This is a genomic window from Nonomuraea thailandensis, assembly GCF_024172165.1.
Taxonomy (GTDB): Bacteria; Actinomycetota; Actinomycetes; order Streptosporangiales; family Streptosporangiaceae; genus Nonomuraea; species Nonomuraea thailandensis.
Window position 1 is genome coordinate 2,662,857 of record NZ_JAMZEB010000002.1, and the last position, 25,512, is coordinate 2,688,368.

At 72.8% G+C, this 25,512-nt stretch carries 25 protein-coding genes; 9 read left to right on the forward strand and 16 right to left on the reverse strand.

All coding sequences use genetic code 11. From position 1 onward, the window contains the following. Positions 1-18: 18 nt before the first annotated feature. Both HD597_RS16215 and HD597_RS16220 read right to left on the reverse strand, forming a co-directional pair. Positions 19-1,296 carry an NAD(P)/FAD-dependent oxidoreductase gene (locus HD597_RS16215; protein ID WP_253743046.1) on the reverse strand — a complete coding sequence of 426 codons (1,278 nt, stop codon included), beginning with the start codon at positions 1,294-1,296 and terminating at the stop codon, positions 19-21. Positions 1,297-1,368: 72 nt separating this feature from the next. Beyond that, the gene (locus tag HD597_RS16220; RefSeq protein ID WP_253743048.1) at positions 1,369-2,076 is read right to left on the reverse strand and encodes a GbsR/MarR family transcriptional regulator; all 708 of its coding nucleotides are present in this window, start codon (positions 2,074-2,076) and stop codon (positions 1,369-1,371) included. A 145-nt stretch (positions 2,077-2,221) separates the two neighbouring features. On the opposite strand from HD597_RS16220, the gene HD597_RS16225 reads away from it, so the two are divergent. The 3 genes from HD597_RS16225 to HD597_RS16235 all read left to right on the forward strand — a co-directional run bounded on the left by HD597_RS16225 (position 2,222) and on the right by HD597_RS16235 (position 3,656). Beyond that, positions 2,222-3,043 carry an oxidoreductase gene (locus HD597_RS16225; RefSeq protein ID WP_253743050.1) on the forward strand — a complete coding sequence of 274 codons (822 nt, stop codon included), beginning with the start codon at positions 2,222-2,224 and terminating at the stop codon, positions 3,041-3,043. Positions 3,044-3,189: 146 nt separating this feature from the next. Then, on the forward strand, positions 3,190-3,411 hold the full coding sequence (locus HD597_RS16230; protein WP_253743052.1) for a hypothetical protein: 222 nt from the start codon (positions 3,190-3,192) through the stop codon (positions 3,409-3,411). A 23-nt stretch (positions 3,412-3,434) separates the two neighbouring features. After that, positions 3,435-3,656: a hypothetical protein gene (locus tag HD597_RS16235; RefSeq protein WP_253743054.1), complete on the forward strand. Its 222-nt coding sequence runs from the start codon at positions 3,435-3,437 to the stop codon at positions 3,654-3,656. Positions 3,657-3,773: 117 nt separating this feature from the next. Here the strand turns inward: HD597_RS16235 and HD597_RS16240 are convergent, their stop codons facing one another. From HD597_RS16240 to HD597_RS16280, 9 genes are all read right to left on the reverse strand, one after another. Beyond that, positions 3,774-5,234: an aldehyde dehydrogenase family protein gene (locus HD597_RS16240; protein ID WP_253743055.1), complete on the reverse strand. Its 1,461-nt coding sequence runs from the start codon at positions 5,232-5,234 to the stop codon at positions 3,774-3,776. After that, complete coding sequence (locus tag HD597_RS16245) at positions 5,234-6,364, reverse strand: NAD(P)-dependent alcohol dehydrogenase (RefSeq protein WP_253743057.1); 1,131 nt, start codon at positions 6,362-6,364, stop codon at positions 5,234-5,236. Before HD597_RS16245 ends, HD597_RS16240 begins: the two co-directional genes overlap by 1 nt. After that, entirely contained in the window at positions 6,361-7,710 is a 1,350-nt protein-coding gene (locus HD597_RS16250; protein ID WP_253743059.1) for an amidase, read from the reverse strand. Before HD597_RS16250 ends, HD597_RS16245 begins: the two co-directional genes overlap by 4 nt. Continuing rightward, a complete protein-coding gene (locus tag HD597_RS16255; RefSeq protein ID WP_253743061.1) occupies positions 7,700-8,731 on the reverse strand; it encodes a branched-chain amino acid ABC transporter permease in 1,032 nt (343 codons plus the stop codon). Before HD597_RS16255 ends, HD597_RS16250 begins: the two co-directional genes overlap by 11 nt. After that, positions 8,728-9,591, reverse strand: a complete 864-nt coding sequence (locus tag HD597_RS16260; RefSeq protein ID WP_253743063.1) for a branched-chain amino acid ABC transporter permease — start codon at positions 9,589-9,591, stop codon at positions 8,728-8,730. Before HD597_RS16260 ends, HD597_RS16255 begins: the two co-directional genes overlap by 4 nt. Before the next feature lies 1 nt (position 9,592). Next, on the reverse strand, positions 9,593-10,318 hold the full coding sequence (locus tag HD597_RS16265; RefSeq protein ID WP_253743064.1) for an ABC transporter ATP-binding protein: 726 nt from the start codon (positions 10,316-10,318) through the stop codon (positions 9,593-9,595). Continuing rightward, positions 10,315-11,073, reverse strand: a complete 759-nt coding sequence (locus tag HD597_RS16270; RefSeq protein WP_253743066.1) for an ABC transporter ATP-binding protein — start codon at positions 11,071-11,073, stop codon at positions 10,315-10,317. The genes HD597_RS16265 and HD597_RS16270 overlap by 4 nt, the downstream gene beginning before the upstream one ends. Next, positions 11,070-12,374 (reverse strand): ABC transporter substrate-binding protein, encoded by a 1,305-nt coding sequence (locus HD597_RS16275; protein WP_253743068.1) that lies wholly within the window; start codon positions 12,372-12,374, stop codon positions 11,070-11,072. The genes HD597_RS16270 and HD597_RS16275 overlap by 4 nt, the downstream gene beginning before the upstream one ends. A 224-nt stretch (positions 12,375-12,598) precedes the next feature. After that, positions 12,599-13,438 carry an IclR family transcriptional regulator gene (locus HD597_RS16280; RefSeq protein WP_253743069.1) on the reverse strand — a complete coding sequence of 280 codons (840 nt, stop codon included), beginning with the start codon at positions 13,436-13,438 and terminating at the stop codon, positions 12,599-12,601. Between the two features lie 65 nt (positions 13,439-13,503). On the opposite strand from HD597_RS16280, the gene HD597_RS16285 reads away from it, so the two are divergent. From HD597_RS16285 to HD597_RS16300, 4 genes are read left to right on the forward strand one after another with little or no spacing between them, the layout of a single operon-like run. Further along, positions 13,504-14,985 carry an aldehyde dehydrogenase family protein gene (locus tag HD597_RS16285; RefSeq protein ID WP_253743071.1) on the forward strand — a complete coding sequence of 494 codons (1,482 nt, stop codon included), beginning with the start codon at positions 13,504-13,506 and terminating at the stop codon, positions 14,983-14,985. 52 nt (positions 14,986-15,037) lie between these two features. After that, a complete protein-coding gene (locus HD597_RS16290) occupies positions 15,038-16,942 on the forward strand; it encodes a sensor histidine kinase (RefSeq protein ID WP_253743074.1) in 1,905 nt (634 codons plus the stop codon). After that, positions 16,933-17,562 (forward strand): response regulator transcription factor, encoded by a 630-nt coding sequence (locus HD597_RS16295; RefSeq protein ID WP_253743075.1) that lies wholly within the window; start codon positions 16,933-16,935, stop codon positions 17,560-17,562. The genes HD597_RS16290 and HD597_RS16295 overlap by 10 nt, the downstream gene beginning before the upstream one ends. Before the next feature lie 41 nt (positions 17,563-17,603). After that, entirely contained in the window at positions 17,604-18,266 is a 663-nt protein-coding gene (locus tag HD597_RS16300) for a hypothetical protein (protein ID WP_253743077.1), read from the forward strand. Between the two features lie 16 nt (positions 18,267-18,282). Here HD597_RS16300 and HD597_RS16305 read toward each other — a convergent pair whose 3' ends face one another. Both HD597_RS16305 and HD597_RS16310 read right to left on the reverse strand, forming a co-directional pair. After that, positions 18,283-19,626: an APC family permease gene (locus tag HD597_RS16305; RefSeq protein WP_253743078.1), complete on the reverse strand. Its 1,344-nt coding sequence runs from the start codon at positions 19,624-19,626 to the stop codon at positions 18,283-18,285. Positions 19,627-19,630: 4 nt separating this feature from the next. Further along, positions 19,631-20,509: a carbon-nitrogen hydrolase family protein gene (locus tag HD597_RS16310; protein WP_253743080.1), complete on the reverse strand. Its 879-nt coding sequence runs from the start codon at positions 20,507-20,509 to the stop codon at positions 19,631-19,633. Positions 20,510-20,598: 89 nt separating this feature from the next. On the opposite strand from HD597_RS16310, the gene HD597_RS16315 reads away from it, so the two are divergent. Next, the gene (locus HD597_RS16315; RefSeq protein ID WP_253743082.1) at positions 20,599-21,318 is read left to right on the forward strand and encodes a FadR/GntR family transcriptional regulator; all 720 of its coding nucleotides are present in this window, start codon (positions 20,599-20,601) and stop codon (positions 21,316-21,318) included. A 46-nt stretch (positions 21,319-21,364) separates the two neighbouring features. On the opposite strand, the gene HD597_RS16320 is transcribed toward HD597_RS16315, so the two are convergent. Continuing rightward, the gene (locus tag HD597_RS16320; protein ID WP_253743084.1) at positions 21,365-21,925 is read right to left on the reverse strand and encodes a TetR/AcrR family transcriptional regulator; all 561 of its coding nucleotides are present in this window, start codon (positions 21,923-21,925) and stop codon (positions 21,365-21,367) included. A gap of 89 nt (positions 21,926-22,014) precedes the next feature. Here HD597_RS16320 and HD597_RS16325 point away from each other — a divergent pair, with 89 nt between their 5' ends. Further along, positions 22,015-22,758 carry an SDR family oxidoreductase gene (locus HD597_RS16325; protein ID WP_253743086.1) on the forward strand — a complete coding sequence of 248 codons (744 nt, stop codon included), beginning with the start codon at positions 22,015-22,017 and terminating at the stop codon, positions 22,756-22,758. On the opposite strand, the gene HD597_RS16330 is transcribed toward HD597_RS16325, so the two are convergent. Together HD597_RS16330 and HD597_RS16335 are read right to left on the reverse strand one after the other, a co-directional pair. Continuing rightward, complete coding sequence (locus tag HD597_RS16330; RefSeq protein ID WP_253743089.1) at positions 22,737-23,246, reverse strand: hemerythrin domain-containing protein; 510 nt, start codon at positions 23,244-23,246, stop codon at positions 22,737-22,739. The two genes, HD597_RS16325 and HD597_RS16330, sit on opposite strands and share 22 nt — an antisense overlap. Positions 23,247-23,378: 132 nt before the next feature. Then, the gene (locus HD597_RS16335; RefSeq protein WP_253743093.1) at positions 23,379-25,475 is read right to left on the reverse strand and encodes a golvesin C-terminal-like domain-containing protein; all 2,097 of its coding nucleotides are present in this window, start codon (positions 25,473-25,475) and stop codon (positions 23,379-23,381) included. Between the last annotated feature and the right edge of the window lie 37 nt (positions 25,476-25,512).

Sequence of the window (25,512 nt, forward strand, 5' to 3'; positions counted from 1 at the left end):
GACGCGACGGGACCGCGGCTAGCGCGCCGCCTGCTCGCGGGCCGTCATGCTGCGCGTCAGGTGCGGCCGCAGGTCGGCGAGCACGGCCTGGGCGGCGCGGCGGCCGGAGACCAGGGCGCCCTGCAGAGAGCCGGTGTCGCGGTGGTCGCCGCAGACGTACAGGCCGGCCCGCAGCCGCACGGGGCGGCGCAGCGGGTGCGGCGGCGGCATCGCGGGAAGCGCCGCCGCGACCGGATACGTGGCCACGTGCTCCCAGCCGGAGGTGTCGCCGTAGATCTCGGTCAGGCGCCGGCGCACCGGGCCCTCGTCGGCGTGCAGGCCCAGGACCGACGTGGAGACCAGCGCGCGCCCGTCGGCGGAGTACTCCGGAGCGGCGTCCGTGAGGACGAGGGTGTCGGTGATGGCCCCCGTGGCGTCGATGATCTGGATCGGCTCGCCCAGAGGAGATCGCGGAGCGGCGTGGTAGAAGGTGGTCACCGCGCGCATGGGCGGCACCTCGATCTCGCTCAGCAGGCGGCCCGCCGACTCGGGATCGGCGGCCACCACGACGGCGCCCGCGCCGAGCGTCGTGCCGTCCGCGAGCCGCACGCCGTCCGCGGCGACCTCGCTCGCGCGGGCGCCGAACGTGACGGTGCCGGTTGGCAGCCGGTCGGCGAGCCGGCGCGGGATCTCGCCCATGCCGAGGGCGGGCACGCCGATGGTGCCCCGCGCGAACGACCGCCACAGCAGGTGGAAGACCCGGCTCGAGGTCTCCAGGTCGCGTTCCAGGACCACGCCGGCCAGGAAGGGACGGATCAGGCAGTCGATCATCTTGGCGGACATGCCCCAGGCGCGCAGTTCCTCGTCGGTGCGCCGCTCCCGCCCCCCTCGCAGCCAGGAGCCGGGCAGGGTCAGGTCGCGCGCGGTGACGGCGGCGAGCACGGCGCTGTCGCCGAGCGTGCCGACACCGGCGAGCAGCCCGCTCAGCGCGTGCCGGGGATGCCGCCACGGCAACATCACCCTGGCCCGCGCGGTCCTGCCCTGGACGAGCAGCCCCGACGCGAAGGGCCGCAGGTCGAGCGCGTCGATGTCGAGGACACGGCGGGCCTCCGGGTAGGCGGTGTTGAACACCTGGTAGCCGCGGTCGAGCCGGAACCCGCCGACGACGTCGGTGCGCACCCGGCCGCCGACGTCGTCGGACGCCTCCAGCACCCGGACCGGGACGCCGGCCTCGTGCAGCCACACGGCGCATGCCAGCCCGGCCATCCCGGCTCCCACGACGATGACGGGCCCGCGCGTCCACCGGTCGTTGTCCATGGGACGGCCCTACCCACGTTCGCGCAGCTCAGACGTGCCGTGCAGGCAACGGGCCACGCCACGGCCCGGTGGTCATCGCCGGCGTCGCGTGGACAGGGCCTGCCGCCAGTGCTCGGCCGCCTGCGCCATGTCGTGGCCGAGGAGCTCGAAGAACCGGCCGGTGGTGTGGAGCCGGTCGCCGGTGGGGGTGTCGGTGCCGAAGATCTCGGCGCCCTGCCGGGCGGCGGCGGCCCACCTCGCCATCGACCTGGTGCTGGCCGCCCAGGCGCGGTACCAGACCTCGGCGTCGACGATGTACCGCACCCGGCGGGCCTCACGCTCCCGGGTGACCAGCTCCCTCTGCTCGAGCCACCGGACGGCGTGGGAGATCGTCGCCGGACTGACCTGGAGACGCTGGACCAGCTCCGTGGCGGTCAGGCTGCCGCCCTCGCTGATGAACAGCGCGGCGAACACCCGGGCCGTCATGGGCGCCATCCCCGTCTCGGTCATCATGACGGCGAACCGCTCCTCGAACTCCCGGACCGTGGGGGCCTCGCGATCCCGGGCGGCGGCCGGCGCGGTGGCGTGGGGAGCGCTCTTGCGGCGGCGGGCGCGCCAGCTCGTCGCATGCTGCGCGCGGGCCGCCCGGTAGCCGTGCGGGCCGCCGTTCCTGGCGATCTCGCGGGTGACGGTGGACCTGGACCGCCCCAGCCTGCGGGCGATCTCCGCGTAGGTCAGCCCGGCCGCCAGCCCTTCGGCGATGCGGCGGCGGTCCTCGGCCGTCAGCCGCTCTCCCGGCATGTGATCCATCCTTCCGGCGGTTGCACTCAGCTACACGATCATTGCACCAATATGCGGTTGCCCACCTGCGATTTCGAGTTTGGCGAGTTGTTCGGAGAACGTACGCGATCCTAGCCTTCTCCTCAGATCGAAGGGGAGAGGAACCATGGGAAAGGTCGTTCTCGTCACGGGCGCCTCCGCCGGCATCGGCAAGGCCACCGCACTCGAGCTCACCCGCGCCGGCCACATCGTGTACGGCGCCGCGCGGCGCGTCCACAAGATGGACGACCTCCGCGACGCCGGCGGGCACGCCCTGGCCCTGGACGTACGCCGGCCGGAGGATCTGGAACGGGTCATCGGCACCGTCATCGAGGAGCAGGGCCGCATCGACGTGCTGGTCAACAACGCCGGCACCGTCATGCACGGCGCGGCCGAGGACATCCCTCTCGACCAGGCGCGCGACCAGTTCGAGGTCAACGTCTTCGCGCCGGCCCGGCTGACGCAGCTCGCCCTGCCCCACATGCGGGCGCGGGGATCCGGCACGATCGTCAACGTCTCCTCCATCGGAGGTGAGATCGCCCTCCCGCTCGGCTGCTGGTACTACGCGACCAAGCACGCGCTGGAGGCCTACTCCGACACCCTGCGCATGGAGGTCGAGCCGTTCGGCATCGACGTCGTGATCATCCAGCCCGGCATCATCAGGACCGGCTTCGAGGACCACACGGCGCGGGACCTGCGCGCAGTCTCCGGAACGACCGCGTACGGAGAGATGGCCGAGGCCATGGCCGTGCGAGCCGAGGCGCAGCTCGGCGAGAACAGCCAGGGCAGCGATCCCGGCGTCGTGGCCGCCGCCATCCGGCAGGCCGTCGAAGCCGGCAAGCCCGAGACGCGCTACGCGGTGGGCTGGATGGCCGACAGGCTTCTGGAGCTCAACAGGACGCTGCCGGACCGCGACTTCGACAGGCTCGTCACGATCACCGCGACGTAGGCGCCGCCCGGCTCGCAGCATGAGAGAACAGTCACTGCGGGTAATAAGCTCATTACTCTGTGTTGGCGCAAGCGTGAGAGGTGGGGAGCCTAGGAAGCACCAGGACGCCTCACCTCGGAGGCGTCCAGCATCGTGGGGAGGACTCTTTGACCCGCCATGCCCGCAAGCTCGCCGCAGCCCTGGCCGCCGGTGCGGCCCTGGCCGTCTTCGCGCCGGGCTTCACCGGCACCGCGCACGCCCAGCAGGGCTGCCACTGGAGCTGGTTCAACCGCACCTTCTACCAGCACGGGGAAGGCGCCTGGGATTGGAGCGGAACCAACTATTACACCTGCTACGACGGCAATTGGGTGCAGACGGCTCACCGGTAGATCGTTCACCAGGAAGGACTCCCATGCAGCACCGCAAGCGCCTGTTCGCCGTCGCGGCCCTGACCGCCGCGGCCCTCTGCTCCACTGTGAGCGCCACCGCCCCCGCGGCGAGCGCCGCAGTCGATCCGAACGCCATCGCCGAATGCCTCACCACCCACGCCATCAGCGCCACGTCCGCCGCCGATCCGACGGCTCCGGGGTTCCTGGCTGACACCCCCGTCGCCGGCTGCCTCGGCGCCCGCTGAGCGCTGAGAGGCATCCGGCGCCGAGCCGCCCTGCGCGTCGCGGCCGGGCGGCTCGGCAGGGTGGGCGGGTGGGCGGCGTCAGGCCATGAGCCTGACGCCGCCCACCCCGCCGGCGGCTCAGAACGGGTAGTGGGCGTGCTGGGTCGCCAGGGTGATCCAGCGGGTGTTGGTGAACGCCTCGATGCCCCACCTGCCGCCGAACCGTCCGTAGCCCGAGGACTTGAACCCGCCGAACGGGGCCTGCGGCTCGTCGGCGACCGACTGGTCGTTGACGTGGACGATGCCGGTCTGCAGCCGGCGGGCCACGCGCAGGCCGTGCGTGCCGTTCTCGGTGATGATGCCCGCGGTCAGGCCGTGGGCGGTGTCGTTGGCCTTGGCGACGGCCTCCTCGTCGGTGGCGAAGGTGTCGATCACGCAGATCGGGCCGAAGCCTTCGCCGTAGTACAGGTCGGCGTCGGCGGGCACGCTGGTCAGGACGGTGGCCGGGTGGACCGCCCCGGAGGGCTCGCCTCCGCCGGTCACGACGGTGGCGCCCTTGGCGACGGCGTCGCGGACGAGGGCGGCGACGCGCTGCGCCGCGGCGGCGGAGACCAGGGGCCCGATGACCGTGGCGGGCTCGGCGGGATCGCCCGCGGGCAGGGCGCTCACCTTGGCGGCGAACCTGGCCGTGAACTCCTCGGCCAGCGACTCGTGCACCAGGACGCGGTCTCCTGACATGCAGATCTGCCCGGCGTTCATGAACACGCCGAACGTCGCCGCGTCCACCGCGTAGCCCAGGTCCGCGTCGTCGAGCACGATGATCGCGTTCTTGCCGCCGAGCTCCAGCACGGCCGGCTTGAGGTGCCTGGCGGCGTGGGTGCCGATGATGCGGCCGACCTCGGTGGAGCCGGTGAAGTTGACCGCGCGCACCCGCTCGTCGGCGATGAGCGCCTCGGCGACCTGCGCGGCGTCGGCCGGGTCGTTGGTGACGACGTTGAGCACGCCGTCCGGGAGCCCGGCCTCGGCCAGGACGTCGGCGACGAACAGGCCGCAGGCGATCGGCGCGTCCTCGCTGGGCTTCATCACGACCGTGTTCCCGGCGGCCAGCGCGGCGGCCACCGAGCGCACGCCGAGGATGAGGGGCGCGTTCCACGGGGAGAAGGCGGCGACCACGCCGACGGGCTCGCGTACGGCCAGGCCGAGCGCGCCCTCCTCCTGCGCCGCGAGCACGTCGCCGCGGGGCGCGGTGATCGCGGCGGCCACCTCGCGCAGCATGTTCGCGGCCAGGCCGACGTTGAACAGGGCCCACGGCCGGGTGCCGCCGACCTCGCCCGCCATGAGGGCCGCCGCCTGCTCGCCGCGCTCCTGCAGCAGGTCCGCGGCCTTGAGGAAGATGGTGCGGCGGGCGAACGGGCTCAGCGCCGCCCAGTCGTCGAAGGCGGCCTGCGCGGCGTCCACCGCGAGGGTCACGTCCTCGGGCCCGGCGGCGGCCACGGTGGCGTACGCCTGCCCGGTGTAGGGGTTGAGATCGGCGGTGGTACGGCCGGACCGGGCGGGCACGGCCTTGCCACCGATGAGCAATTCACGGGTGATGGTCATCAATGTTCCTTCATACGGAGGACGGGCTTGAGCACCTCGCCCCGGCGGCTGTCTTCGAGTGCCGTTTCGAGGTCGGCCAGGTCGTAGAAGCGCACCAGCCGGTCGAACGGGAAACGTCCCTGCCGGTACAGCTCGATCAGGGTGCCGATGAGCGGCTCGCTGCGGCCGCCGCCGCCCAGGACGCCGACGACGCGCTTGCCCCACAGCGTCGTCAGATGGTCCAGGCCGAACTCGGCCCCCGCCGGGGCGCCGCCGATGAGCACGCAGGTGCCCAGCATGCCGACACTGTCGGCGGCCTGGCGGACGACGGGGATGACGCCGGTGCACTCCAGGGCGTGGTCGGCGGGGCCGCCGCAGATGCGGTGCACCTCCGCCACGGGGTCGGCCTGGGAGGCGTCGATCGTGTGGGTGGCGCCGAACTCCAGGGCCAGCTCCAGCCGGGACCGGTGCCGATCGACCGCGATGATCTTCGTGGCGGGGGAGAGGCGGGCGGCCATCACCGCGGCCAGGCCGACCGCGCCGACGCCGTAGATCACCAGGCTCGACCCGAGGCCGGGCCTGAGCGTGTTCAGCACCGCCCCCGCTCCGGTGGCGATGCCGCAGGCCAGCGGGCCCAGCAGCTCCAGCGGCACGCCCCCTGACGACTCCGGGGGCACGACGACCAGGGCGTCCGCCCAGGTGAGCGCGTGGGTGGAGAACGACGACTGGCCGAAGAAGTGGCTGTGCACCGGCGAGCCGTCCGGCCGGCGCAGCGCGCTCTGCCCGGCTCGCGGGCCGAGCAGCCGCCCGCCGCCGCACAGCGCCTCGCCGAGGCGGGCGCAGTAGCGGGGCTCGCCGTCGCGGCAGTTGCGGCAGGCGCCGCACGAGGGCCAGCCGATGACCACGTGGTCACCCGGCCGTACCGAGGTGACGCCGTCGCCCACCGCCACCACCACCCCGGCGCCCTCGTGGCCGAGCACGGCGGGGAACGGCATCGGCAGGTCGCCGTGCCGGGTGATCGTGTCGGTGTGGCAGACGCCCGAGGCGACGATCCGCACCAGGGCCTCGCCCGGTCCTGGCTCGTCGAGGTCGAGCTCCTCGACCTGGAACCGGCCGCCCAGCCGGTCGACGACCGCGGCTGTGACTCTCATCGCCGATCTCCTCCACCCGGTACGCCGGGCGGCGGCAGCGGCGGGGTGAGCCGCTGGACGAGGCGGCCCGCGGCCAGCACGGTGGCGTCGCGCAGGGGACCGCCGGCGAGCTGCAGCCCGACCGGCAGGCCGTCGGCCAGGGCCACCGGCACCGAGATCGCCGGCAGCCCGGCGGCGTTGAACGGCGCGGTCAGCCGGGTCAGCACCAGCTCGACGGGCCACTCGCGGCCCGCCACCGTCACGGTGCCCGCGCCGATGGGCGGCGCCGTCACCGGCACGGTGGCGCAGGCCAGCACGTCGCAGCCGTCGTCCAGCGCGGACCGCAGCGCCGCCACGACGCGCGCCAGCGCGGCCTCCTGCCGCTCCACCTGCTCGGCGGGCGGTGCGGGGAGCCGCATCAGCTCGGCGACGTCCGGCCCGAACAGCTCCGGATCCTCCAGGAAGGCGGCCCGGTGGAACGCGCCGGCCTCACGCACGATCCTGGCCAGCGGCGCCTCCGGCATCAGCGGCTCGTCCGGGACGGCGACGTCCACGACGGCCACCCCGGCGTCCTCCAGCCGGGCCCGCACGGTGTCGAGCGCCGCGCGCACCTCCGGAGCGAGCACCGCGCCGAACCAGCCGCCCAGCCAGCCCACCCGCGGCCGCCGCGGCGGCTCACCCGGGACGGGGGCCGCGAGAGCGTCCATGAGCAGCGCCGCGTCGTCCACGGTGCGGGCCAGGACTCCGAGGTGGTCCAGCGACGGGGCCAGCGGCAGCACGCCGTCCAGCGGGACGCGGCCACGGGTCGGCTTGAAGCCGACGCAGCCGCTCAGCGCGGCGGGGATGCGCACGCTGCCGGCCGTGTCCGAGCCGAGCCCGCCGAGGGAGCTGCCGGCGGCGACCGAGGCCGCCGATCCGCCGGACGAGCCGCCAGGGACGTGGCCGTGCCGGTAGGGGTTGTGCGTGGGGCCGAAGAACGCGCTGTCGGTACGGCCGCCCCAGGCCAGCTCGTGCGTGGTGTGCTTGCCGAGGATCACCGTCCCGGCGTCCAGCAGCCGGGTCACCGCCGTCGCGTCCCGGCCGGGAACGTGCCCGAGGAAGCGGGGCGAGCCGTAGGCGGTGGGCACGCCGGCCGTGTCGATCAGGTCCTTGATCCCGATCGGCAGGCCGTGCAGCGGCCCGCGGGACGGTTCGGCGGTGAGGGCCTTGGCGCGGGCGAGCGCGTCCTCGGCGGTGATGATGGCGTAGGCGTGTAGCGCGGCGTCGGTCTCGGCGATCCTGGTCAGCAGGTGCTCGGTCAGCTCGACCGGCGACAGCTCGCCGCGGGCGATGGCCGCCGACGCCGCGGTGGCCGTGTCAACGTGCATGGCCCGGGTCCCGTACGAAGTAGCCGACCGGGAAGAGGCTCAGCCCGGTCCGGTCCCGCACCAGCCCCCACAGCCCGCCCGGCAGCCACCGCGCGGCGGCGATGCCGACGGCGCCCAGGATCACCAGGTACCACGAGCCGTAGTCGGACAGCAGTTGCTGCAGCGTCAGGAACACCACGGCGCCCAGCAGCGGCCCCTCGACGAAGCCGATGCCGCCGATCACCACGATGAAGATCATGTACGCCGACCACTGCACGTTGAAGATCGCGTCCGGGTTGACGCTCAGCGAGCTGACCGTGATCACCCCGCCGGCCGCGCCGCACCCGGCGGCCGAGACCAGGTACACGATCCGCTTGGCCCGGGTCACGTCGATGCCGGCGGCGCTCGCGGCGGTCTCCTCGTCGCGCACCGCCATCAGCGACAGCCCCACCCGGCCGCGCAGCAGCAGGTAGCAGCCGCCGACGGTGGCCAGCGTCAGCGCCAGCGCCACCCAGTAGGTCAGCGCGCCGCGCAGCGCCGGGTCCAGCCCCGACAGCCCTGCCAGGCCCTTGCCGCTGGCCCCGCCCAGGGCGTCGATCCGCACCACCAGCAGCCGGTAGACCTCGGCGATCACCCAGGTGCCGACGGCGAAGTAGTCGCCGCGCAGCCGGAAGGCCAGCCACGAGGTGGGCACGGCGAACACCACGCAGGTCACCGCGGCCAGCGGCACCGCCAGGTACGGCTGCACCCCCAGGTCGGCCAGCGCGATCACGCTGTACGCGCCGATCCCGACGAAGGCCTGCTGGCCCACCGAGACCAGCCCGCCGAACCCGGCCAGCAGGTTCCACATGCCGGCCAGCGCGACCAGCACGAAGAAGTTGACGAGCGTGTCGGTGACCTCGCTGAACACCAGGTACGGCAGCGCCGCGAGCACCACCACGAGGGCGAGCAGCGCCCCGCCCGACACCTTGGAGGTACGGGCGGCGCGGCGCACGTCCACGGCGGCCGCCGCCCGCTCGGTCAGCAGATGGGAGAGGGTCATGCGGTCCGTCCCGCGAGCAGGCCCTGCGGCCGGAAGGCCAGCACGGCGAGGAAGACGAGGTGGCCGGCGAGCAGCGTCATCGCCGGGTCGATCTGCGAGCCGAGCGACTGGGTGACGCCCAGCACGATGCCGCCCAGCAGCGTTCCCCAGAGGGAGCCGAGCCCGCCGATGACGACCGCCTCGAACGCGAAGATCAGCCGGGACGGGCCGGTGGCCGGGTCGAACGAGGAACGCACCGCGAACATCAGCCCGGCCAGCGCCACGGTGGCGAACGCGATGGCGGTGGCCACCCCGTACACGTGCCGGCTGTCGGCGCCCACCAGGTTCGCCGTCTCCCGGTCGTCGGAGGAGGCGCGCAGCATCCGGCCCAGCCCGGTGCGCGACAGGAACACCTGGATGCCCGCCAGCACCGCGCAGGCCAGCAGGAACGTGACCAGCGGCAGCCAGCCGACCGTGATCGAGCCCAGATGGAAGGAGGAGGTGGCGAACGAGCCGCCGTCCAGCGTGCGCGTGTCGGCGGAGAAGATCTCCAGCAGCACGTTCTGCAGCACGATCGACAGCCCGAACGTGACCAGCAGCGTGGCCAGCGGCCCCGACGAGAGGCTGCCCTGGAGCAGCACCCGCTGGGTCAGGTAACCGAGCACCGCGAACAGCGGCACGGTCACCACGATCACCACCCACAGCGGCAACCCGGTGCCGCCGACCAGGGCCAGAGCCAGGAACGAGGCGACGACGGCCAGGTCACCGTGGGCGAGGTTGACGATCCGCATCACGCCGAACATCAGCGACAGGCCGGTCGCGAACAGCGCGTACAGGCCGCCGAGCAGCAGTCCCTGGACCACCGCGTTGAACCATTGCATGTCAGTCTTTCCCGTCCTGAACGATCTCGCCGATGCCGAAGTAGGCGTGCTCCACCTGCTCCGCCGTGAGCTCCGCGGGGCGGCCGGCCAGGACCGAGCGGCCCTCCAGCAGGCAGTGCACCCGGTCGGCGACCCGCATGGCCTGCGAGACGTCCTGCTCGACGATGAGCGCGGTGGTGCCGGCGGCGACGATCTCCGGCAGCGCCTCGTAGATGCGGCGCACGATCACCGGAGCCAGCCCCAGCGACAGCTCGTCCACGAGCAGCAGGTCGGGGTTGGCCAGCAGCGCCCGGCCGATCGCCACCGCCTGCTGCTCGCCGCCGGACAGCTGCGCCGCGTTCTGCCGCCGCCGCCCGGTCATCCACGGGAACAGCTCGTAGACCCGCTCCAGCGACCAGGGGCCGGGCCGCTTGCGGTACGCGCCGGTGAGCAGGTTCTCCTCGACGGTGAGCGACCGGAACAGCCGCCGCCCCTCCGGCACCAGCGCGATCCCCGCCGAGACCCGCTTGTGGGCGGGGAAGCGGGTGATGTCGCGGTCGCCGAGGTGCACGCTCCCCGACGTGGGCGGGTTCAGCCCCGCCAGGGCGCGCAGCAGCGTGGACTTGCCCGCGCCGTTGGCGCCGATGATCGCCAGCACCTCGCCGCGTTCCAGCTCCAGGCTGAGCCCGTCCACGGCGCGCAGCAGGCCGTGGTGCACGGTGAGGTCGCGGATCGACAGCAGCGTCACGAGCCCTCCTCTGTCATCCCGGTCTCCGGCCCGCCGCCCAGGTACAGCTCGCGCACCTTCGCATCGGCCAGCACCGCGACGGGCTCGCCGTCGGCGACCACGTCACCGCCTGCCAGGCAGATCATCCGGGCGACGGTCTTCACCAGCGCGTGCACCACGTGCTCGATCCACACGATGCCGAGCCCTTCGGCGTGCAGCCGCCTGATCACCTCGACCAGCTCGGCCACCTCGGGTTCGGTGAGCCCGCCGGCGACCTCGTCGAGCAGCAGCAGCCGGGGCCCGGTGCCGAGCGCGCGGGCCACCTCCAGCCGCTTGCGCTGCAGCAGGGTGAGCCGCCCCGCCGGGGTGTTGGCCAGGCCCGCCAGGCCGGTGCGTTCCAGCACGTCCATGGCCTGCGACCAGGCCTGCCTGCCGTGCAGCCCGGCGCCCTGGTGCGCGCACACCAGCACGTTCTCGAACACGGTGAGGTGGGTGAACGGCCGCGGCACCTGGTAGGTGCGGCCGATGCCGGCCCGGGTGCGGGCGTGCGGCGGGACGCCGGTGACGTCGCGCCCGTCCAGCCAGACCGTGCCGGCGTCCGGGCGCAGGTCGCCGGAGATCATCGCGAACAGGCTGGACTTGCCCGCCCCGTTGGGCCCGACGATCCCCAGCGCCTCGCCCGGATCCAGCGTGAGCGCCAGATCCCTGGCGACGGTCACCTGGCCGAAGCTCTTGGAGATGTCCTCCAGGCGCAGCAACGGTGAGGTCGTCATCATGCGTTGGTCGGCAGCAGGTCGCCCCCGACGGGGACGGCCTTGTTCGCCGAGTTGTCCACGATGACGACGTCCCAGGGGAACTTGGCGCCCTTGCGCCACTGGCCGCCGACCGGATGCTGAAGGGCGATGCCGGGCTTGGGGCCGGTGGTGAAGTCCAGGTCGCCGCTCATGCAGCTGATCTTCATGGTGCGCAGCTTGTCGGCCACGTCGTCGCGGTCCTTGGGGTCGCTCGCGTTCTTGAACGCCTGCACGGCGATCTCGAACAGCGAGTAGACCGAGCCGAGCGCCTGCGTCCACTGCTTGCCGGTGGCGGCGAAGTCGTCGGCGAGCTGCTGGGCGGTCTTGCCGTCCAGCGTCGACTTGTACGGGTGCGCCGGGCTCCACCAGAAGTCGGTGGCGACGTTGCCGGCGAGCTGCCCGAGCGCCTCCGCCTCGGAGGGGAAGAGCATGACCTTGGCGACGGTGGCCAGCTTCGGCTTGAAGCCCTGCTGCTGCGCCTGCTTCCAGAACGTCTGGAAGTCGGGCGGGATGGGGGTGCAGGTGAACAGCTCGGCGTCCGACGACTTGAACTTCGCGATCTGCGAGCTGAAGTCAGTCACGCCGTTCTGGTACGCGCCGCCGTCCACCACCTCGTAGCCGGCCTTGGTCATCATCGGGCCCAGGCCCTTGCGGAAGGCGTTGGCGTCGGTGTCGTTGGGCCACAGCGCCGCGACGTTCTTGTTGCCGACCTCCATCCGCTGCCACATCGGGAAGAAGCAGTCGGCGAACTCCTGCATGCCGAAGAAGAACAGCGTCGTGTACGTGAAGCCCTCGCCGTCCTTGCCGCCCCGGCCGTTCCACCACGCCTCCCAGGGGGCGATCGTGGTGACGTTCGGGATGCCGTTGGCCTCGCACTGGTCGGCCACCGGGTTGGTGGTGTCCGGGGTGGAGGAGCCGACGATCAGGTCCACCTTGTCGCTGTTGATGAGCTGGCGGGTGACCTCGGTGGCCCGGTTGGGGTTGGACTGGGTGTCCTTGACGATGATCTCGATGGTGCGCTTCTTGCCGCCGGCGGTGAAGCCGTTGCGCAGCGCTTCGGTGATCTGCTTGACCACGAAGTTGTCGGCGGTGGCGAAGCCGGCCAGGGCGCCCGTCTGCGGGCTGACGTACCCGATCTTGAGGACGTCGGAGGAGGAGGCGCCGGTGCCCCTGATGCCGCCGCAGGCGCTCAGCAGCGGGGCGGCGCCGATCGCGGCGGCGCCGAGGCCGGCCGCGCTGAGGAAGGAACGGCGGTTCATGCCGCCGGGGGAAGCGTCGCTCACTGCGAGGACTCCTTATGCCGGACAGTGTCCCGCGGGCATGGCGAAGCGCCGTGCCGGGACACAGAGGGGTGCTCTTGGGGGTGGTCAGCGCGCGCACGGCTCGTGGCCTGCTGCGGCTCCGACCTGCGGAATGCCGTGAAGGTGACCTGACCGTACGGCTCCGTTAACACCCGTGCAACAGTGCGTCCCAGACAGTAGAACGCGAATTCACCACGTGGAACGCGCTACGCCACCGGCCGGTGACCGAGGCGCCGGGAGATCTCGGCCGCGGTCCGCCGCAGCGGCGCCTCCAGCCGCCCGGCCAGCGCCTCGACGCTGGTCGGGGCCAGCGTCAGGTACACCGCGATGTTGATCGCGGCCACCACCTCACCGGACCGGTCGCGCACCGGCGCGGAGAACGAGCGCAGGCCCGGCGCCAGCTCCTCGTCGTTGACCGCCATCCCGCTCTGGCGCACCTTGGCCAGCGCGCTCAGCAACTGCTCCCTGTTGGTGATCGTCTTGGGCCCGCGACGGGCCATGTCGGTGTGGTCGAGGATCTGCCGCAGCGCCGCCGGGTCGCGGTAGGCGAGCAGCACCTTGCCCATCGAGGTGCAGTAGGCCGGCAGGCGGGAGCCCACGTGCAGGTTGAGGTCCATGGCCAGGGAGGTGCGCCGGGTGCTGCGCCGCCGGTCCACGTAGACGACGTCCGGCCCGTCGCACACCGCCACGCTGACCGTGAACCCCGTCTCGTCGGCCAGCGCCTGCAGCAGCGGCCCGGTGACGCGGGTGAGCTCCATCGAGTCGATCGCGGCGAACCCCAGGTCGACGGCGCGCGGGCCGAGGAAGTACTTCTTCGTCTCCGGGTCCTGCTGCAGGTAGCGCAGAGAGGTCAGCGTGGCCACGTACCGGTGCGTGGTGCTCTTGTTCAGGCCCACCGCCCGGGCCAGGTCGGCGATCCCCAGCACCGAGCGGTCGCCGGTGAACGCGTCGAGGATGCTCAGCCCCCGCTCCAGGGACACCGAGTGGGAGGCCGGGGTGTCGGACGCGGCGCGCTCGGGCCGCCGGGCGGGTTCCTCATCGGTCACAGTGGTCAGCATATGGTCTTACAGTTCTAGCTATCTGAATACTTTGACCGAGAGGACCAACGCGCATGGCCCGAACGGGGAGCGGCTGGCGCAAGTCGCGAATCGGGCACTTCATCGGCGGCGAGTGGGTGGCCGCGGGCTCCGGCCGTACCTATCCCGATCACTCTCCGTGGTCCGGCGAGGTGCTCGCCGAGGTGGCCGCCGGCGACGCCGACGACGCCCAGCGGGCGATCACCGCCGCGCACGAGGCGTTCCCGGGCTGGTCAGCGCTGCCGCCCTGGCGGCGCCAGCAGGTCTTCCTGCGCGCGGCCGACCTCCTGCACGCCAGGCGCGGCGAGGTCCTCGACGCCCTCGCCGCCGAGACCGGGTGCGGCCGCTACTTCGGCGAGGTCCAGGTGGACTTCGCGCTCAAGCTGCTCCGCCAGGCCGCCCAGCTCGCCTATCAGCCCACCGGCAGCCTGCTGCCCTCCGACGTCGAGGGCACGCAGGCGATGGCGGTGCGCCGCCCGGTGGGCGTGGTCGGCGCGATCGCGCCGTGGAACGCCTCCCTCACCCTGTCGGGACGGGCCGTCGTCGGGCCTCTCGCCCTCGGCAACACCGTGGTGCTCAAACCCTCCGAGGAGGCCCCCTACACCGGCGGCGCCCTGTGGGCGGAGGTGCTGCACGAGGCCGGGCTGCCGGCCGGCGCGCTCGGCGTGGTCACCCACGCCCCCGGCGAGGCAGGCGGCGTGGCCGACGCGATGCTGGCGAGCCCCCTGGTCAAGCGCGTCAACTTCACCGGCTCCACCCCGACCGGCCGGCGCCTGGCCGAGAAGGCGGGCCGCCACCTCAAGCGGGTCGTGCTCCAGCTCAGCGGCCAGAACCCGCTCATCGTCACCCGCGACGCCGACCTCACCTACGCGGTGAACGCCGCGACCTACGGCGCCTTCATCCACCAGGGCCAGGTGTGCATGTGCGCCCGCCGCATCTACGTGGAACGGCCGCTCGCCGCCGAGTTCACCGAGCGGTTCGCGGCCAAGGTGGCCGCGCTGCCCACCGGCGACCCGCACGACCCGGCCACCGTGGTCGGCCCCGTGATCAACGAGTGGGCGCTGGCGCTGCTGGACCGCCGCGTCAAGGAGGCCGTCGAGCTCGGCTCCCGCGTCCTGGCCGGCGGCGTGCCGCAGCCTCCCTGCTATCCGGCCACCGTGCTGACCGACGTGCCGGACGAGGCGGAGATCGCGCAGGGGGAGACGTTCGGGCCGGTCGTGGTGGTGGAGGCCGTCGACTCGGCCGAAGAGGCCGTGACCCGGGCGAACGCCTCCGACCTGGGGCTGGCCGCGTCGATCATCACCGGCCGTCCTCAGTTCGGGCTCAGGCTGGCGTCCCGGCTGGAGGTCGGCATCGTGCACGTCAACGACCAGCCGGTCAACGACGAGCCGCAGATGCCGTTCGGCGGCGTCAAGGACAGCGGCTGGGGCCGGTTCGGGCTCGGGTTCGCGGCGGAGGAGTTCAGCGAGCTGCAGTGGGTCACCGTCCGGGACCAGGATCGCGACTTTCCCTTCTGAGCCGGTGCAGGCACCGATTCCGTGAGGGGCGAGGCGCTGTCATCATCGGTGGATGAAGGGTGCGTCACTCGTCGGCGGAGCGGCCGCCGCTGCCGCCGCGGTCGCCTTGCGGGGCTGGGGCGAAGGGCTGCGGTACGGCGGGAACAGCCCGTACTTCGTGTGCGCGCTGGCCGCGGCCGTACTCGTCACCTACCTGGTCTCCGTGCGGCTGTCACGGCAGGGCGCGCGCGCCGTGGGCCGCTGGTTGCTCGCGACCGCGGCGTCCCTGCTGCTGTACCTGGCCGCCACGGCGCTGGCGGTGGAGTACGGCGGGCTGCGCGGGCAGCGTGATCCCCTCACCCTGGCGGCCGTCGTCCTGCACGCCACCGGCTACATCCTGCCGATCATCCTGCTCCAGGTCTGCTTCGTCGCCGCCGGGGCCCACCTGGGCGTCGTAGGTCGCCGCGGCGAGCTCGGTGCGCGGTGGCTGCTCGGGTACGCGGCGCTCTACCTGCTCTTCACCGCCGTGGCGGTGCCCGCCGGGGAGCCGTACCAGGACATCCGGCCCCTGTGGGAGCTCGGCGCGGAGTGGACCTGGCTGCCGGCGCTGCCCTGGATGGCGGGCGTGCTCGCCGGGCCGTTCGTCCTGTGGCGGGCCGTTCGCCGGGCTCGCGGTGAGACGCGCTCCCGGGCCTTGACGGTGGCCGCGTTGTCGCTGGCGCCGATCGGCACGATCCTCTTCTGCGTCCTGTCGGGGCTGATGGCGTTCTGGGCCGGTGTGCTGAGTGCGGGGCTGGGGGAGGCGGGCCTGGCCGTCATGTTCTCGCTGCCCTTCGTCCTGTGCTCGCTGGGGTTGCGCGACGCGCTGGGGGCTCGCGAGGTCTCCGGCAGGGAGCGCTGGATGCGGATGCTGGTTACGAGCGTCGGCGCCCTCTTCGCCATCGTGGTCGTCGGCGTGAGCGCCGTCATCGGGGCCCGGCTGGGCGCGGTGCTTCCGGTCGTCGTCGCCACCCTGCTGGTCGCGGCCTCGCTCACGCCGCTGCGCCGCCGCCTCCTGCACGCGCTCGTGCTGCGTGCCGACCCCGTCCGGGCCAGGACCGCGCGTCTGGTCAAGGAGCGGGGCAGCGCCCTCGACCCGGCGCGGACCACCGAGCGGATCCTCCGCGAGGCGCTGGACGACCCCGGCCTCCGCCTGCTGCTCCGGCTTCCCGAGCAGCGGGGCTGGGTGGACGTGGACGGCCTGCCCGAGCCGGAGGCGGGCGTGCCCCTGGGCGAGTCCGCCCGGCTGCTGATGGGCTCCGCCGCCGCCGACGACGTGCGGAGCTGCCAGGCGGAGGTGGCTCCGCTGATCGACCGGGCTCTGCTGGAGATGGCCGTACGGGATCAGGCCGCCCGGATCGAGCAGGCCGTCTCCGACGAGCGCAAACGCCTGGAGCGCGATCTCCACGACGGCGTCCAGGGCCGGCTGCTCGCCCTGGCGCTCGACCTGAAGATGGCGGAGCCGGCGGTCGACGGCGAGGCCAGGCTGCTGCTGAACGACGCGGCCGAGAGCCTCACCGCCGCGATCGGCGAGCTACGCGCCCTGGCCCAGGGCTCCGCCCCGGAGCTGCTCAGCCGCCGCGGGCTGGAGGCCGCGCTCGGCGACCTGACCGGCCGGTTGCCGACGCCCGTGCGCCTGGGCGTTCCGGAGGAACGGCTGCCGGCCCACGTGGAGACGATCGCGTACATGGTGGCGTGCGAGGGGGTGACCAACGCGGTCAAGCACGCCGGCGCCGGGTCGATCACCGTCGAGGTGGCCGTCGACGAGGGCCGCGTCGCGATCCGGGTCGGCGACGACGGGCGAGGCGGCGCCGACCTGCGGGCCGGCACGGGACTGCGCGGCCTGGCCGAGCGGGTCGGAGCCGCCGGCGGGCATCTGGTGATCAGCGACGCCGAACCCCACGGCACGCTGCTGGAGGTGATCCTGCCGTGCGCGTAGTGATCGCCGAGGACCTCGTCCTGCTGCGCCAGAGCATCGCGCGCCTGCTCGCCCAGCACGGCATCGAGGTCGTCGCCGAGACCGGCGACGCCGGCGGCCTGGTGGACGCGGTGGTGGAGCACCGGCCCGACCTCGTGATCGCCGACGTGCGGATGCCGCCGACGTTCACCGACGAGGGCGCCAGAGCCGTCATGCTGCTGCGCGAGCGCTATCCCGGCCTGGCCGTGGTGGTGCTCTCGCACATCGTGGAGCCGGTCCTGGCGCTGCGCCTGGCGGCCGATCGCCCGGCCCGGTTCGGCTACCTGCTCAAGGATCGGGTGCTGGAGCTGACGGAGTTCGTCGCCGTCGTACGGCGGGTGGCGGCGGGCGGCACGGCCATCGACCGCCAGGTGATCGACCACTACCTCGTCGGCACCGGCTTGAGCGCCCGCGAACGCGAGGTGCTCGGCCTGCTCGCCCAGGGCCTGACCAACCTCGCCATCGCCCGTCGCCTGGCGGTCTCGGAGCGGACCGTCGACTCCCACCTCGGCTCGATCTTCGTCAAGCTCGGCCTGCCTCCCGGCGGCGAGCACAACCGCCGGGTCCAGGCCGCGCTGCTGTGGCTGCGAAGTCAGAGCTAGCACCGATGCGCCCGCAGGCCCGCGAAACCTAGCGTCTGCACATGACCACCATGCAGGCGGCCGTGGCCGCACCCCCTCGCATCCTGGGCTTCCTCGCCCCCGTCGGCCCCGTGGCGATGGCCGGCTGGGCCTTCGCCCTGCCGTACCAGCTCTCCGACGCGCCGCAGGTCTGGATCCCCAAGGCCGCCGCCGGCTCCGGCCGGCTCCAGATCTCCTTCATCCTGCTCCTGGTGTTCGCCGTCACCGCGCTGGCAGGGGCGATCGTCACCGGGATCGAGGCCAGACGGGCCTCCCGCAGGATCGGCACGGCCGGGCTGGTGCTCACCTTCCTCGGGTTCGCCGCCGTGTCCTTCGGCGGCGCCGGCTACGACGCGGCGGCGGTCGCGTCGTACCGGGTCGTCCACGACGTCGCCCAGGTCGAGAGGATCCTGGCGGAGCTCGGCTCCTTCGCCGCACCCGTGCTCGCGAGCGCGGTCTTCGTGCCGCTGACGGCTCTGGGCGTGATCCTCATGGGGATCGCGCTGTGGCGCGGAAGGGCCGTGCCGCGCTGGGCCGCCGCGGCGATGATCGTGGCCTTCCCCGTCATCCTCGGCGGCGGAGCCGTCTCGACCATCGTCAACGGCTCCGGCTGGTTGCTGCTCGCCGTCGGCTTCGGGGCGGCCGGGGTCGCGTACGCGCGCAGGGACGGCGTTTCCCGCGCCTGATCACCGGGGCGTCCCGTCAGGTCCTGGCCGTCTTCTGCTCGGCGAAGTCGAGCTCCGGTGGCGGGACGCGGAACATCCGGGTCAGGTAGGCGAGGTAGATCACCCCGACGGCGAGCCAGACCAGGCCGAGCGTGATGGCGTGCGCGTCGAGCTGCGTGAGCAGGTACAGGTCGATCACCGCGCCGATCGCGGGCGCCAGCACGTACGCCGGGACCCCCAGGTGACGGCCCGCCCGGCGTTCGCGGACGTACAGGGCGATGACGGACAGATTGACGAAGGTGAAGGCGGTGAAGGCGCCGAAGTTGATGAACGAGGTCGAGGTGGCCACGTCCATCCACACGGCGGCCAGGCCGACGACGCCGGTGAGCAGGATGGAGAAGACCGGGGTGCGCAGGCGCGGGTGCAGGTAGCCGAAGATCCGGCGGGGGAGCACCGCGTCGCGGCCCATGGCGTACAGCAGGCGGGTGGTGCTGGCCTGGGCGGCCAGGCCGGAGGTGAACTGGGCCACCACCAGGCCGGCCAGGAAGACCGCGCCGAACAGGCTGCCGCCGATGGTCCGGGCGATCTCCGAGGCCGCCGCCGAGGAGTCGGCGAAGGCGCCGCCCGGGTGCACGAGCTGGGTGACGTAGGAGACCAGGACGAAGATGCCGCCGCCGATCAGCGCGACGAGCAGGATGGCCCGCGGGATCGTACGGGTCGGCTCGACGGTCTCCTCCGTCAGCGTGGTCACCGCGTCGAAGCCGAGGAAGGAGTACGCGGCGATGGCGGCGCCCGCGGCGACGGTGGACAGCGTGGCGCCCTGGCCCGTGAAGGGCGACAGGTCGAACAGCGCGCCGGCGCCCTGCCCGCTGATCAGGTGCCCGGCCGACAGCAGCACGAAGAAGACGAGCACCAGGATCTGGAAGACCATGAGCAGCGAGTTCGCCCGGTCGGCGACCTTGATCCCGGCCAGGTTGAGGCCGGTGGTCAGCACGATGAAGGCGAGGATCCACAACCACGACGGCACGGACGGGAACTGCGCCGACAGGTAGGAGCCGCCGATCAGCCAGATGACCATGGGCAGGAAGAAGTAGTCGAGCAGCACGGCCCAGCCGACCAGGAACCCGGCCCGCGAGTCCACGGTGCGCCGCACGTAGGTGTAGGCCGAGCCCGCGACCGGGAACGCGGCGGCCATCCGGCCGTAGCTGAGCGCGGTGAACAACATGGCGACCAGGGCCAGCGCGTACGCCGACGGCGAGGCTCCGGCGGTGGTCTCGGCCACCACGCCGAAGATGCCCAGCACGATCAGCGGCGTCAAATACGCCAGCCCGAACAGGACGACGGAGCGGAGGCCGAGGGTGCGCCTCAGGGTGGGGGGCATGGGTTCACTCCGGGGGTGCGCCGGCCGGACTCCACCGGCCGGGATCGATGCGCCCCTGGTAGAGGGGCAGTTCCAGGGGCTGGTCGGCGTCGGTGAACTGGGACCAGACGCGGTTGAGCCCGGCGGTGCCGTGACGGCGGACGCGCGTGACGTCGTCCAGGTCCGGCACGTCGGTCAGGACGGTGGCGGCCTCCCCGGCCGTCACCCTGACCCGGCCCTCCGGGTCGACCACCAGGCTGCGGCCGGTGCCGGTGGGGGCGGCGGTGTTGACGCCGACCACGAAGACCTGGTTGACGATGGCGTTGGCGCGGGCCAGCACCAGCTCCTGCTCGCGGTCGGCGGTGGTGGTCATCACCGGGTTGACGATCACCTCGGCCCCCATCCAGGCCAGGTGCCTGGCCACCTCCGGGAACCACGCGTCGTAGCAGATCGCCAGCCCCACCCGGCCGAAGCCGGGCAGATCGGCCACCACGAACCGGTCGCCCGGGCGGTAGGGCTCGTACGGCCGCCAGGGGAAGACCTTGCGGTAGGAGGCGGCGAGCCGGCCCTCGGGCGACAGGATCAGCGCGGTGTTGTAGAGCGCGCCGTCCGCGCCGCGCTCGCACACCGTGCCGGGCGCCAGCCAGACGCCCAGGTCGCCGGCGAGCTCGGCCAGCTCCCTGACCCGGGGCCCGTCCAGTGGCTCGGCGGCGTCGGCCAGCTCGGCGTTCCGCTCACCGGGACGCACCCGGCTGCCGAACAGGTGCAGCTCCGGGCAGACCACCAGCCGGGTGGCGGGAAAGCTCGTCAGCACGTCCTCCACCTGCTCGGCGAACCGGGACACCGGCGTGCCGGCGGGGATCGGCTCGGCCTGCACGAGGGCGAGGGGTAGGGGCCTGGGCATCGTCCAACCTGCCTTCTGACCAGCACTTCCGGCTGGCGCTGCCCAAAAATAGCTCATATTGAGCTTTTAAAGCAACGTACGGTGGTCCCATGAACGCCCTCACCGCGCTCAACTCCCAGGCCCTTGAGGGGCTGCGGCGGCTCACCGCGCTCGACACCGTCCGCGCCCGCATCGCCCTGGCCGTTGACCTGGGGCTGCTCAAGCCCGGTGAGCGCCTGCCGCCCGCCGCCGAGGTCGCCCGCGCCCTCGACGTCGGTGAGATCACCGTGCGCCGCGCGCTCATCGCGCTGTGCGAGGAGGGCGTGCTGGTACGCCGCCGCGGCCGTACCGGCGGGACCCTGGTCGCCGACGAGCCGGCCATCGGCCGGGTGGCCGAGATCGAGGCCTACCGGACGGCCACCGCGGAGGTCCACCGGCTCATCGACCAGCGCCTGATCCTCGAGTGCGGCCTGGCCCACCTGGCCGCCACGGCCATCACCCCCGAGCTCCTCGCCGAGCTGAAGGCCCTGGTCGGCGAGATGGACCAGGCCACCGACTGGGCCGGCTTCCACACCTGCGACGAGCGGTTCCACCTGGCCCTGGCGGCGTCATCCGGCGTCGGCTCCGCGGCCGGGCACTACGGCCCCGTGCTGCGTCAGCTCTACCACTACTACCTGCCGTACCCGATGGACTACCTGCGCGAGTCCAACCGCGAGCACGCCGCGCTGGTCGCGGCCCTGGAGCGGCACGATCCGGTGGAGGCGGTGCGGGTGACGAGGGCGCACGTGGAGGTGCTCCACCGCACCATGTTCGTCGGCCTGCTGCGCTGAGCCCGGCGGTGCCGGCTGCCATGGGCCGTGGGGTGCCTGGGCACGATCAGCACGGCCAGGGCCGCAACCCCGCCAGCGCCACGTCGAGCACCCGTTCGCGCTGCTCGTCGTCGGCGTACTCGACCGTGCTGATGCCGGAGATCATGCGCAGCACGTCATCGATCGAGATCTCCCGTCGCGCCACCCCCGCCGCCTGAGCCCGTTCGAGCAGCGGCCCGCCCGCCTCGCGCATCGCCCTGCGGCCGGCCTGGAAGCCGTCGGAGCTGCGGTTGAGCGCGTCGGCGAAGGCCAGCTTGGTGCCGATGTACTCGACGAACCGGCGCAGCCACACCGCCAGCGCCTCCCACGGCTCCAGCCCGGCCGCGTCGCCCGCGGCCCGGCACAGGGCCTCGACCTCCTCCCGGTGAACCTCCTCGACCAGGTCCTCGCGGGTGGGGAAGTTGCGGTACAGCGTGGCGATGCTCACTCCGGCGCGGCGCGCCACGTCCTCCAGCGAGGTCTGCGCGCCCTTCTCGGCGAACGTGTCGCGAGCCGCCGCCACCAGGGCGTCGAAGTTGCGGCGCGCGTCCGCCCGCTTCGGCCGCCGCGACACCAGGCCAGGCTCCATGCCACCGTCCACTTCCTCGACTTTGACAACCGTAGTACCCCTACGGTTAAAGTGTAGGGGTACTTTCACTTTAACCCGAGGAGCGAGAGATGCTGCCCTCCACCCCTGCCGTCGCCCTGGTCACAGGCGCCAACAAAGGGCTGGGCCTGGCCACGGCCCGCCAGCTCGCCGAGCGCGGCTGCACCGTGCTGCTCGGCAGCCGCGACCCCGGCCGCGGCCTTGAGGCGGCCGCGGAGCTCACCGGAGCCGGCCTCACCGCCCGCCCGGTACGGATCGACGTCACGGACGACGCGTCCGTGACGGAGGCCGCCGCGTTCATCGAGCGCGAGTACGGCCGCCTCGACGTGCTGGTGAACAACGCCGGCGTGCTCCTCCGCAGGCCCGCCCGCGAAGTGTCGGCCGACGACCTGCGCCCGGAGTTCGAGACCAACGTCTTCGGGCTGGTGCGGGTCGTCCACGCGATGCTGCCGCTGCTGCGCCGCTCACCGTCGCCACGCATCGTCAACGTCTCCAGCGACTCCGCCACCTTCGCCAACGCCACCGAGCAGGGCTCCATGTTCGCCCGCTCGCACGACTCGTTCGCGTACTCGGCGACGAAGACCGCGGTCAACATGCTGACGGTCAAGTACGCCAACGCCTTCCTCGACGACCCGGACCTGGCCCACATCAAGATCAACGCGGTGACGCCGGGGTACGTCGCCACCGACCTGAACGGCTTCAAGGGCGTGCGCAGCACCGAGGAGGGCGCCCGCGCCGCCGTGCACTGGGCCACGATCGGCGACGACGGCGAGACCGGCGGCTTCTTCGGCGATCAGGGCCGCGTGTCCTGGTGACCCCCTCCGGACGTGCGCAGGAACGCGGGCCGGGCGCGATCCCAGCCGGGCACGTCCAGGGCGTTGAGCGCGGCGACGATGCGTTTCTCCTCGTAGACGAAGTGCGTCTCCATCAGCGCGGCGAGGCTGTCGATCTCGCGGCGGACCTCGGCCGGGTCCCTCTCCCCGTCCAGCCCGGCGACCAGCTCCTGGAGCCGCCGCAGGGAGTCGTCGATGAGCCGGTGGTCGCGGCGCAGCTCGTCCAGCACGGGCCGTAGCTCGGGGAAGCGCGCCCCCACCTCGGGGAACGCGCCGTCGTCCTCGCCGGTGTGGTGCCGGGTGAGCGCCGAGCAGAAGGTCAGGCAGTGAGCCCGCAGCTCGCGCAGCCGGGTGCCGCCGGAGAGATGGCCCTCGACCTCCTCGCGCAGGGCCGCGAGCTCCTCGCGCAGCCAGAGGTGTACTTCGATCAACTGATTGCCGAACGCCCTCAGGCGCTCGTGGGATGTCACCAAAGATGAGTCCTTGGCTCCGGCGCCTCCATGCCCTCGGCGGTCTCATTGCCGGGTACACCGCGACGCTGGCAGATTTTCTACAACCCCTCAGCTGATCCGTCAACGGGAGACCCGGCCACCCGGTCCCGGTCACCCGGGTGCGCGGAGCAGCCGGACGGCGTCGGCGATGACCACTCCGTCCGCTTCGTCGCTCAGCTCGACCCTGCCCACCCCCTCGTTCATCCGGAACGTCCCGAGCGACACCCACGACCCGCCCCGCGGCTCCGTCACCCCGCTCCTGCCCTGGTCGACGCGTACGAGCGTGGTCCCGCCGGAGTGGCGGATCCGGTAGGGCGCGTCGCTCGCGCGGTTCTCGTGCACGGTGTAGGAGACCTGCACCTCGTACAGCCCGGTGAGCGGGACCACCGGCCGCCACCGGACGACGCTCGCGCCCGCGCCGGCACGGGCGTAGAGGTAGCCGGCGCCGCGGAAGCCGGCCACGCCCGAGCCGGCCGTCCAGGTGCCGCTGATCACTTCGTGCCCGAGCTCGCCGTTGTCGATCACCACCTCCTCCCGCACGTCGGGCTGCGACGGCGCGTCGATCAGGCTCAGCGTGTCCAGCGAGACCAGCCGGCCGCCGCCCCGGCCGACCCCGGACGCGGTGAACCGGATCCTGTGCGAGCCGGCCGTCAACGCGAGGCTCCCGAGGTAGGCCACGTCGTAGCCGTCGGCCCGGTCGGCGGTGGTGTCCATCACCGCCGACCGCGGTTTGACGCCGTCGACCGAGACGGTGACCAGGCCTCCCGCGGCGGCACGGAAGTAGCGCAGCAGCAGCTCGTAGGTGCCCGGGGCCGGGACGTTCACGGTGTACTCGAAGTAGGCGCCGGTCTGGGACGTGGTGAACACCACCCGCCTGCCCCCGCGCGCCACCGGGTCCTGGACCGTGGACGTGGTGCCGCCGGACGTGGCGGCGCCCGTGGTCAGATCGATGAGACGTTCGCTGTGGCCGGGGCCGCCGGACAGGCTGTCACGCCCCTCGCTCAGCCATTCGAGGGAGAACCGGCGCATCACCACCCGGCGGGGGAAGCTCGGGTGGTCGCCGTCGCAGCCGTACAGGAGCAGGATCGTGCCGTCGGAGAGCCGTCCCAGCTCGGAGTAGTACGAGCGCCCCTCGTTGATCACTTTGCTGTAGCGGAAGGAGTGCGCGTCGTCGTAGCTGATCGACACCGTCAGGTTGGTGCGCACCGGCGAGTCGGGGCGGCTGAACAGCACCCGGCCGGTCTCGGACGTTCCAGGCCCGCCGGTGTAGCGCAGCAGGCTCGCGTCCACGGCGTTGAACGTGCCGGTGGCCCCGTCCAGCCGGGGAGGCGACCAGGTCAGCCCGCGGTCGGAGCTGACCGACACGATCCGCTGCCGGTTGCCGCCCGCCGCGGCCCGGCCGTTGATCAGCACCGTGCCGTCGGACCTCTGCAGCAGCCTGGCCTCGTTGATGGGGTAGGCGGAGGAGACCGGCACCTCGCCGGTGGCGTGCCAGGTCCGGCCGTGGTCGTCGCTGTAGATCGACGCCACGCCGTAGCGGCGCTCGGGGACGGTGTTGCCGATGACCTCGCGGCGGTGGGAGCAGTTGAGCAGCAGCCGGCCGTTGTCGAGCTGGATGCCGTGCCCGGGGCCGGGGCCGTGCAGCGTCCATCCGTGGTCGAAGTGGTCGAACAGGCCCGGCATGGCACGCGGCGCGCTCCAGGTGAGACCGCCGTCGGTGCTGGCGATCAGATAGAGATCGCCGAGGTCGCCGGAGCAGGTGGTGTTGCCGGACAGCCGGATCGAGAGCATGGAGAACAGGAAGACGCCGCCGGTGGCCCGATCGACCACCAGGGTCGGGTTGCCCCACGACTGGCCGTTGACGGAGCGGACCAGCGTCCGCGTCGGCTCCCACGTCGCGCCGCCGTCGGGGCTGCGGCGCAGCAGCAGGTCCCGGGGGCCGGCGTCGCACACCTCGTGGCGGCCTTCGGTGACGACCAGGACGGTGTCGTCCGGCAGCACGGCCAGGCCGTGGACGTGGTAGCTCTCCAGCGGATCCACGGTGTTGTCCCACAGCGTCGTCTCGTCCAGGACCGCCGGCGAGCGGCTCGACGTCCTCGCGCTCGCGGGTGAGGTGGTGCCGAGCACGGCGGCCATCGACGCCGCGGCGACGCCGAAACCGAAGGCCCTGCGGCCGATGGAGGTGTGCTGCGGATCGGGCTGCGACATGGGCGCCTCCGGCATGAGGGGTGTGCTTCATCCGTAA

Coding starts and splice junctions, on each gene's coding strand:
- HD597_RS16215 (WP_253743046.1), bottom strand. CDS start 1,296: ATGGACAACGACCGGTGGACGCGCGGGCCCGTCATCGTCGTGGGAGCC.
- HD597_RS16220 (WP_253743048.1), bottom strand. CDS start 2,076: ATGCCGGGAGAGCGGCTGACGGCCGAGGACCGCCGCCGCATCGCCGAA.
- HD597_RS16225 (WP_253743050.1), top strand. CDS start 2,222: ATGGGAAAGGTCGTTCTCGTCACGGGCGCCTCCGCCGGCATCGGCAAG.
- HD597_RS16235 (WP_253743054.1), top strand. CDS start 3,435: ATGCAGCACCGCAAGCGCCTGTTCGCCGTCGCGGCCCTGACCGCCGCG.
- HD597_RS16240 (WP_253743055.1), bottom strand. CDS start 5,234: ATGACCATCACCCGTGAATTGCTCATCGGTGGCAAGGCCGTGCCCGCC.
- HD597_RS16245 (WP_253743057.1), bottom strand. CDS start 6,364: ATGAGAGTCACAGCCGCGGTCGTCGACCGGCTGGGCGGCCGGTTCCAG.
- HD597_RS16250 (WP_253743059.1), bottom strand. CDS start 7,710: ATGCACGTTGACACGGCCACCGCGGCGTCGGCGGCCATCGCCCGCGGC.
- HD597_RS16255 (WP_253743061.1), bottom strand. CDS start 8,731: ATGACCCTCTCCCATCTGCTGACCGAGCGGGCGGCGGCCGCCGTGGAC.
- HD597_RS16260 (WP_253743063.1), bottom strand. CDS start 9,591: ATGCAATGGTTCAACGCGGTGGTCCAGGGACTGCTGCTCGGCGGCCTG.
- HD597_RS16270 (WP_253743066.1), bottom strand. CDS start 11,073: ATGATGACGACCTCACCGTTGCTGCGCCTGGAGGACATCTCCAAGAGC.
- HD597_RS16285 (WP_253743071.1), top strand. CDS start 13,504: ATGGCCCGAACGGGGAGCGGCTGGCGCAAGTCGCGAATCGGGCACTTC.
- HD597_RS16290 (WP_253743074.1), top strand. CDS start 15,038: ATGAAGGGTGCGTCACTCGTCGGCGGAGCGGCCGCCGCTGCCGCCGCG.
- HD597_RS16300 (WP_253743077.1), top strand. CDS start 17,604: ATGACCACCATGCAGGCGGCCGTGGCCGCACCCCCTCGCATCCTGGGC.
- HD597_RS16305 (WP_253743078.1), bottom strand. CDS start 19,626: ATGCCCCCCACCCTGAGGCGCACCCTCGGCCTCCGCTCCGTCGTCCTG.
- HD597_RS16310 (WP_253743080.1), bottom strand. CDS start 20,509: ATGCCCAGGCCCCTACCCCTCGCCCTCGTGCAGGCCGAGCCGATCCCC.
- HD597_RS16315 (WP_253743082.1), top strand. CDS start 20,599: ATGAACGCCCTCACCGCGCTCAACTCCCAGGCCCTTGAGGGGCTGCGG.
- HD597_RS16320 (WP_253743084.1), bottom strand. CDS start 21,925: ATGGAGCCTGGCCTGGTGTCGCGGCGGCCGAAGCGGGCGGACGCGCGC.
- HD597_RS16325 (WP_253743086.1), top strand. CDS start 22,015: ATGCTGCCCTCCACCCCTGCCGTCGCCCTGGTCACAGGCGCCAACAAA.
- HD597_RS16335 (WP_253743093.1), bottom strand. CDS start 25,475: ATGTCGCAGCCCGATCCGCAGCACACCTCCATCGGCCGCAGGGCCTTC.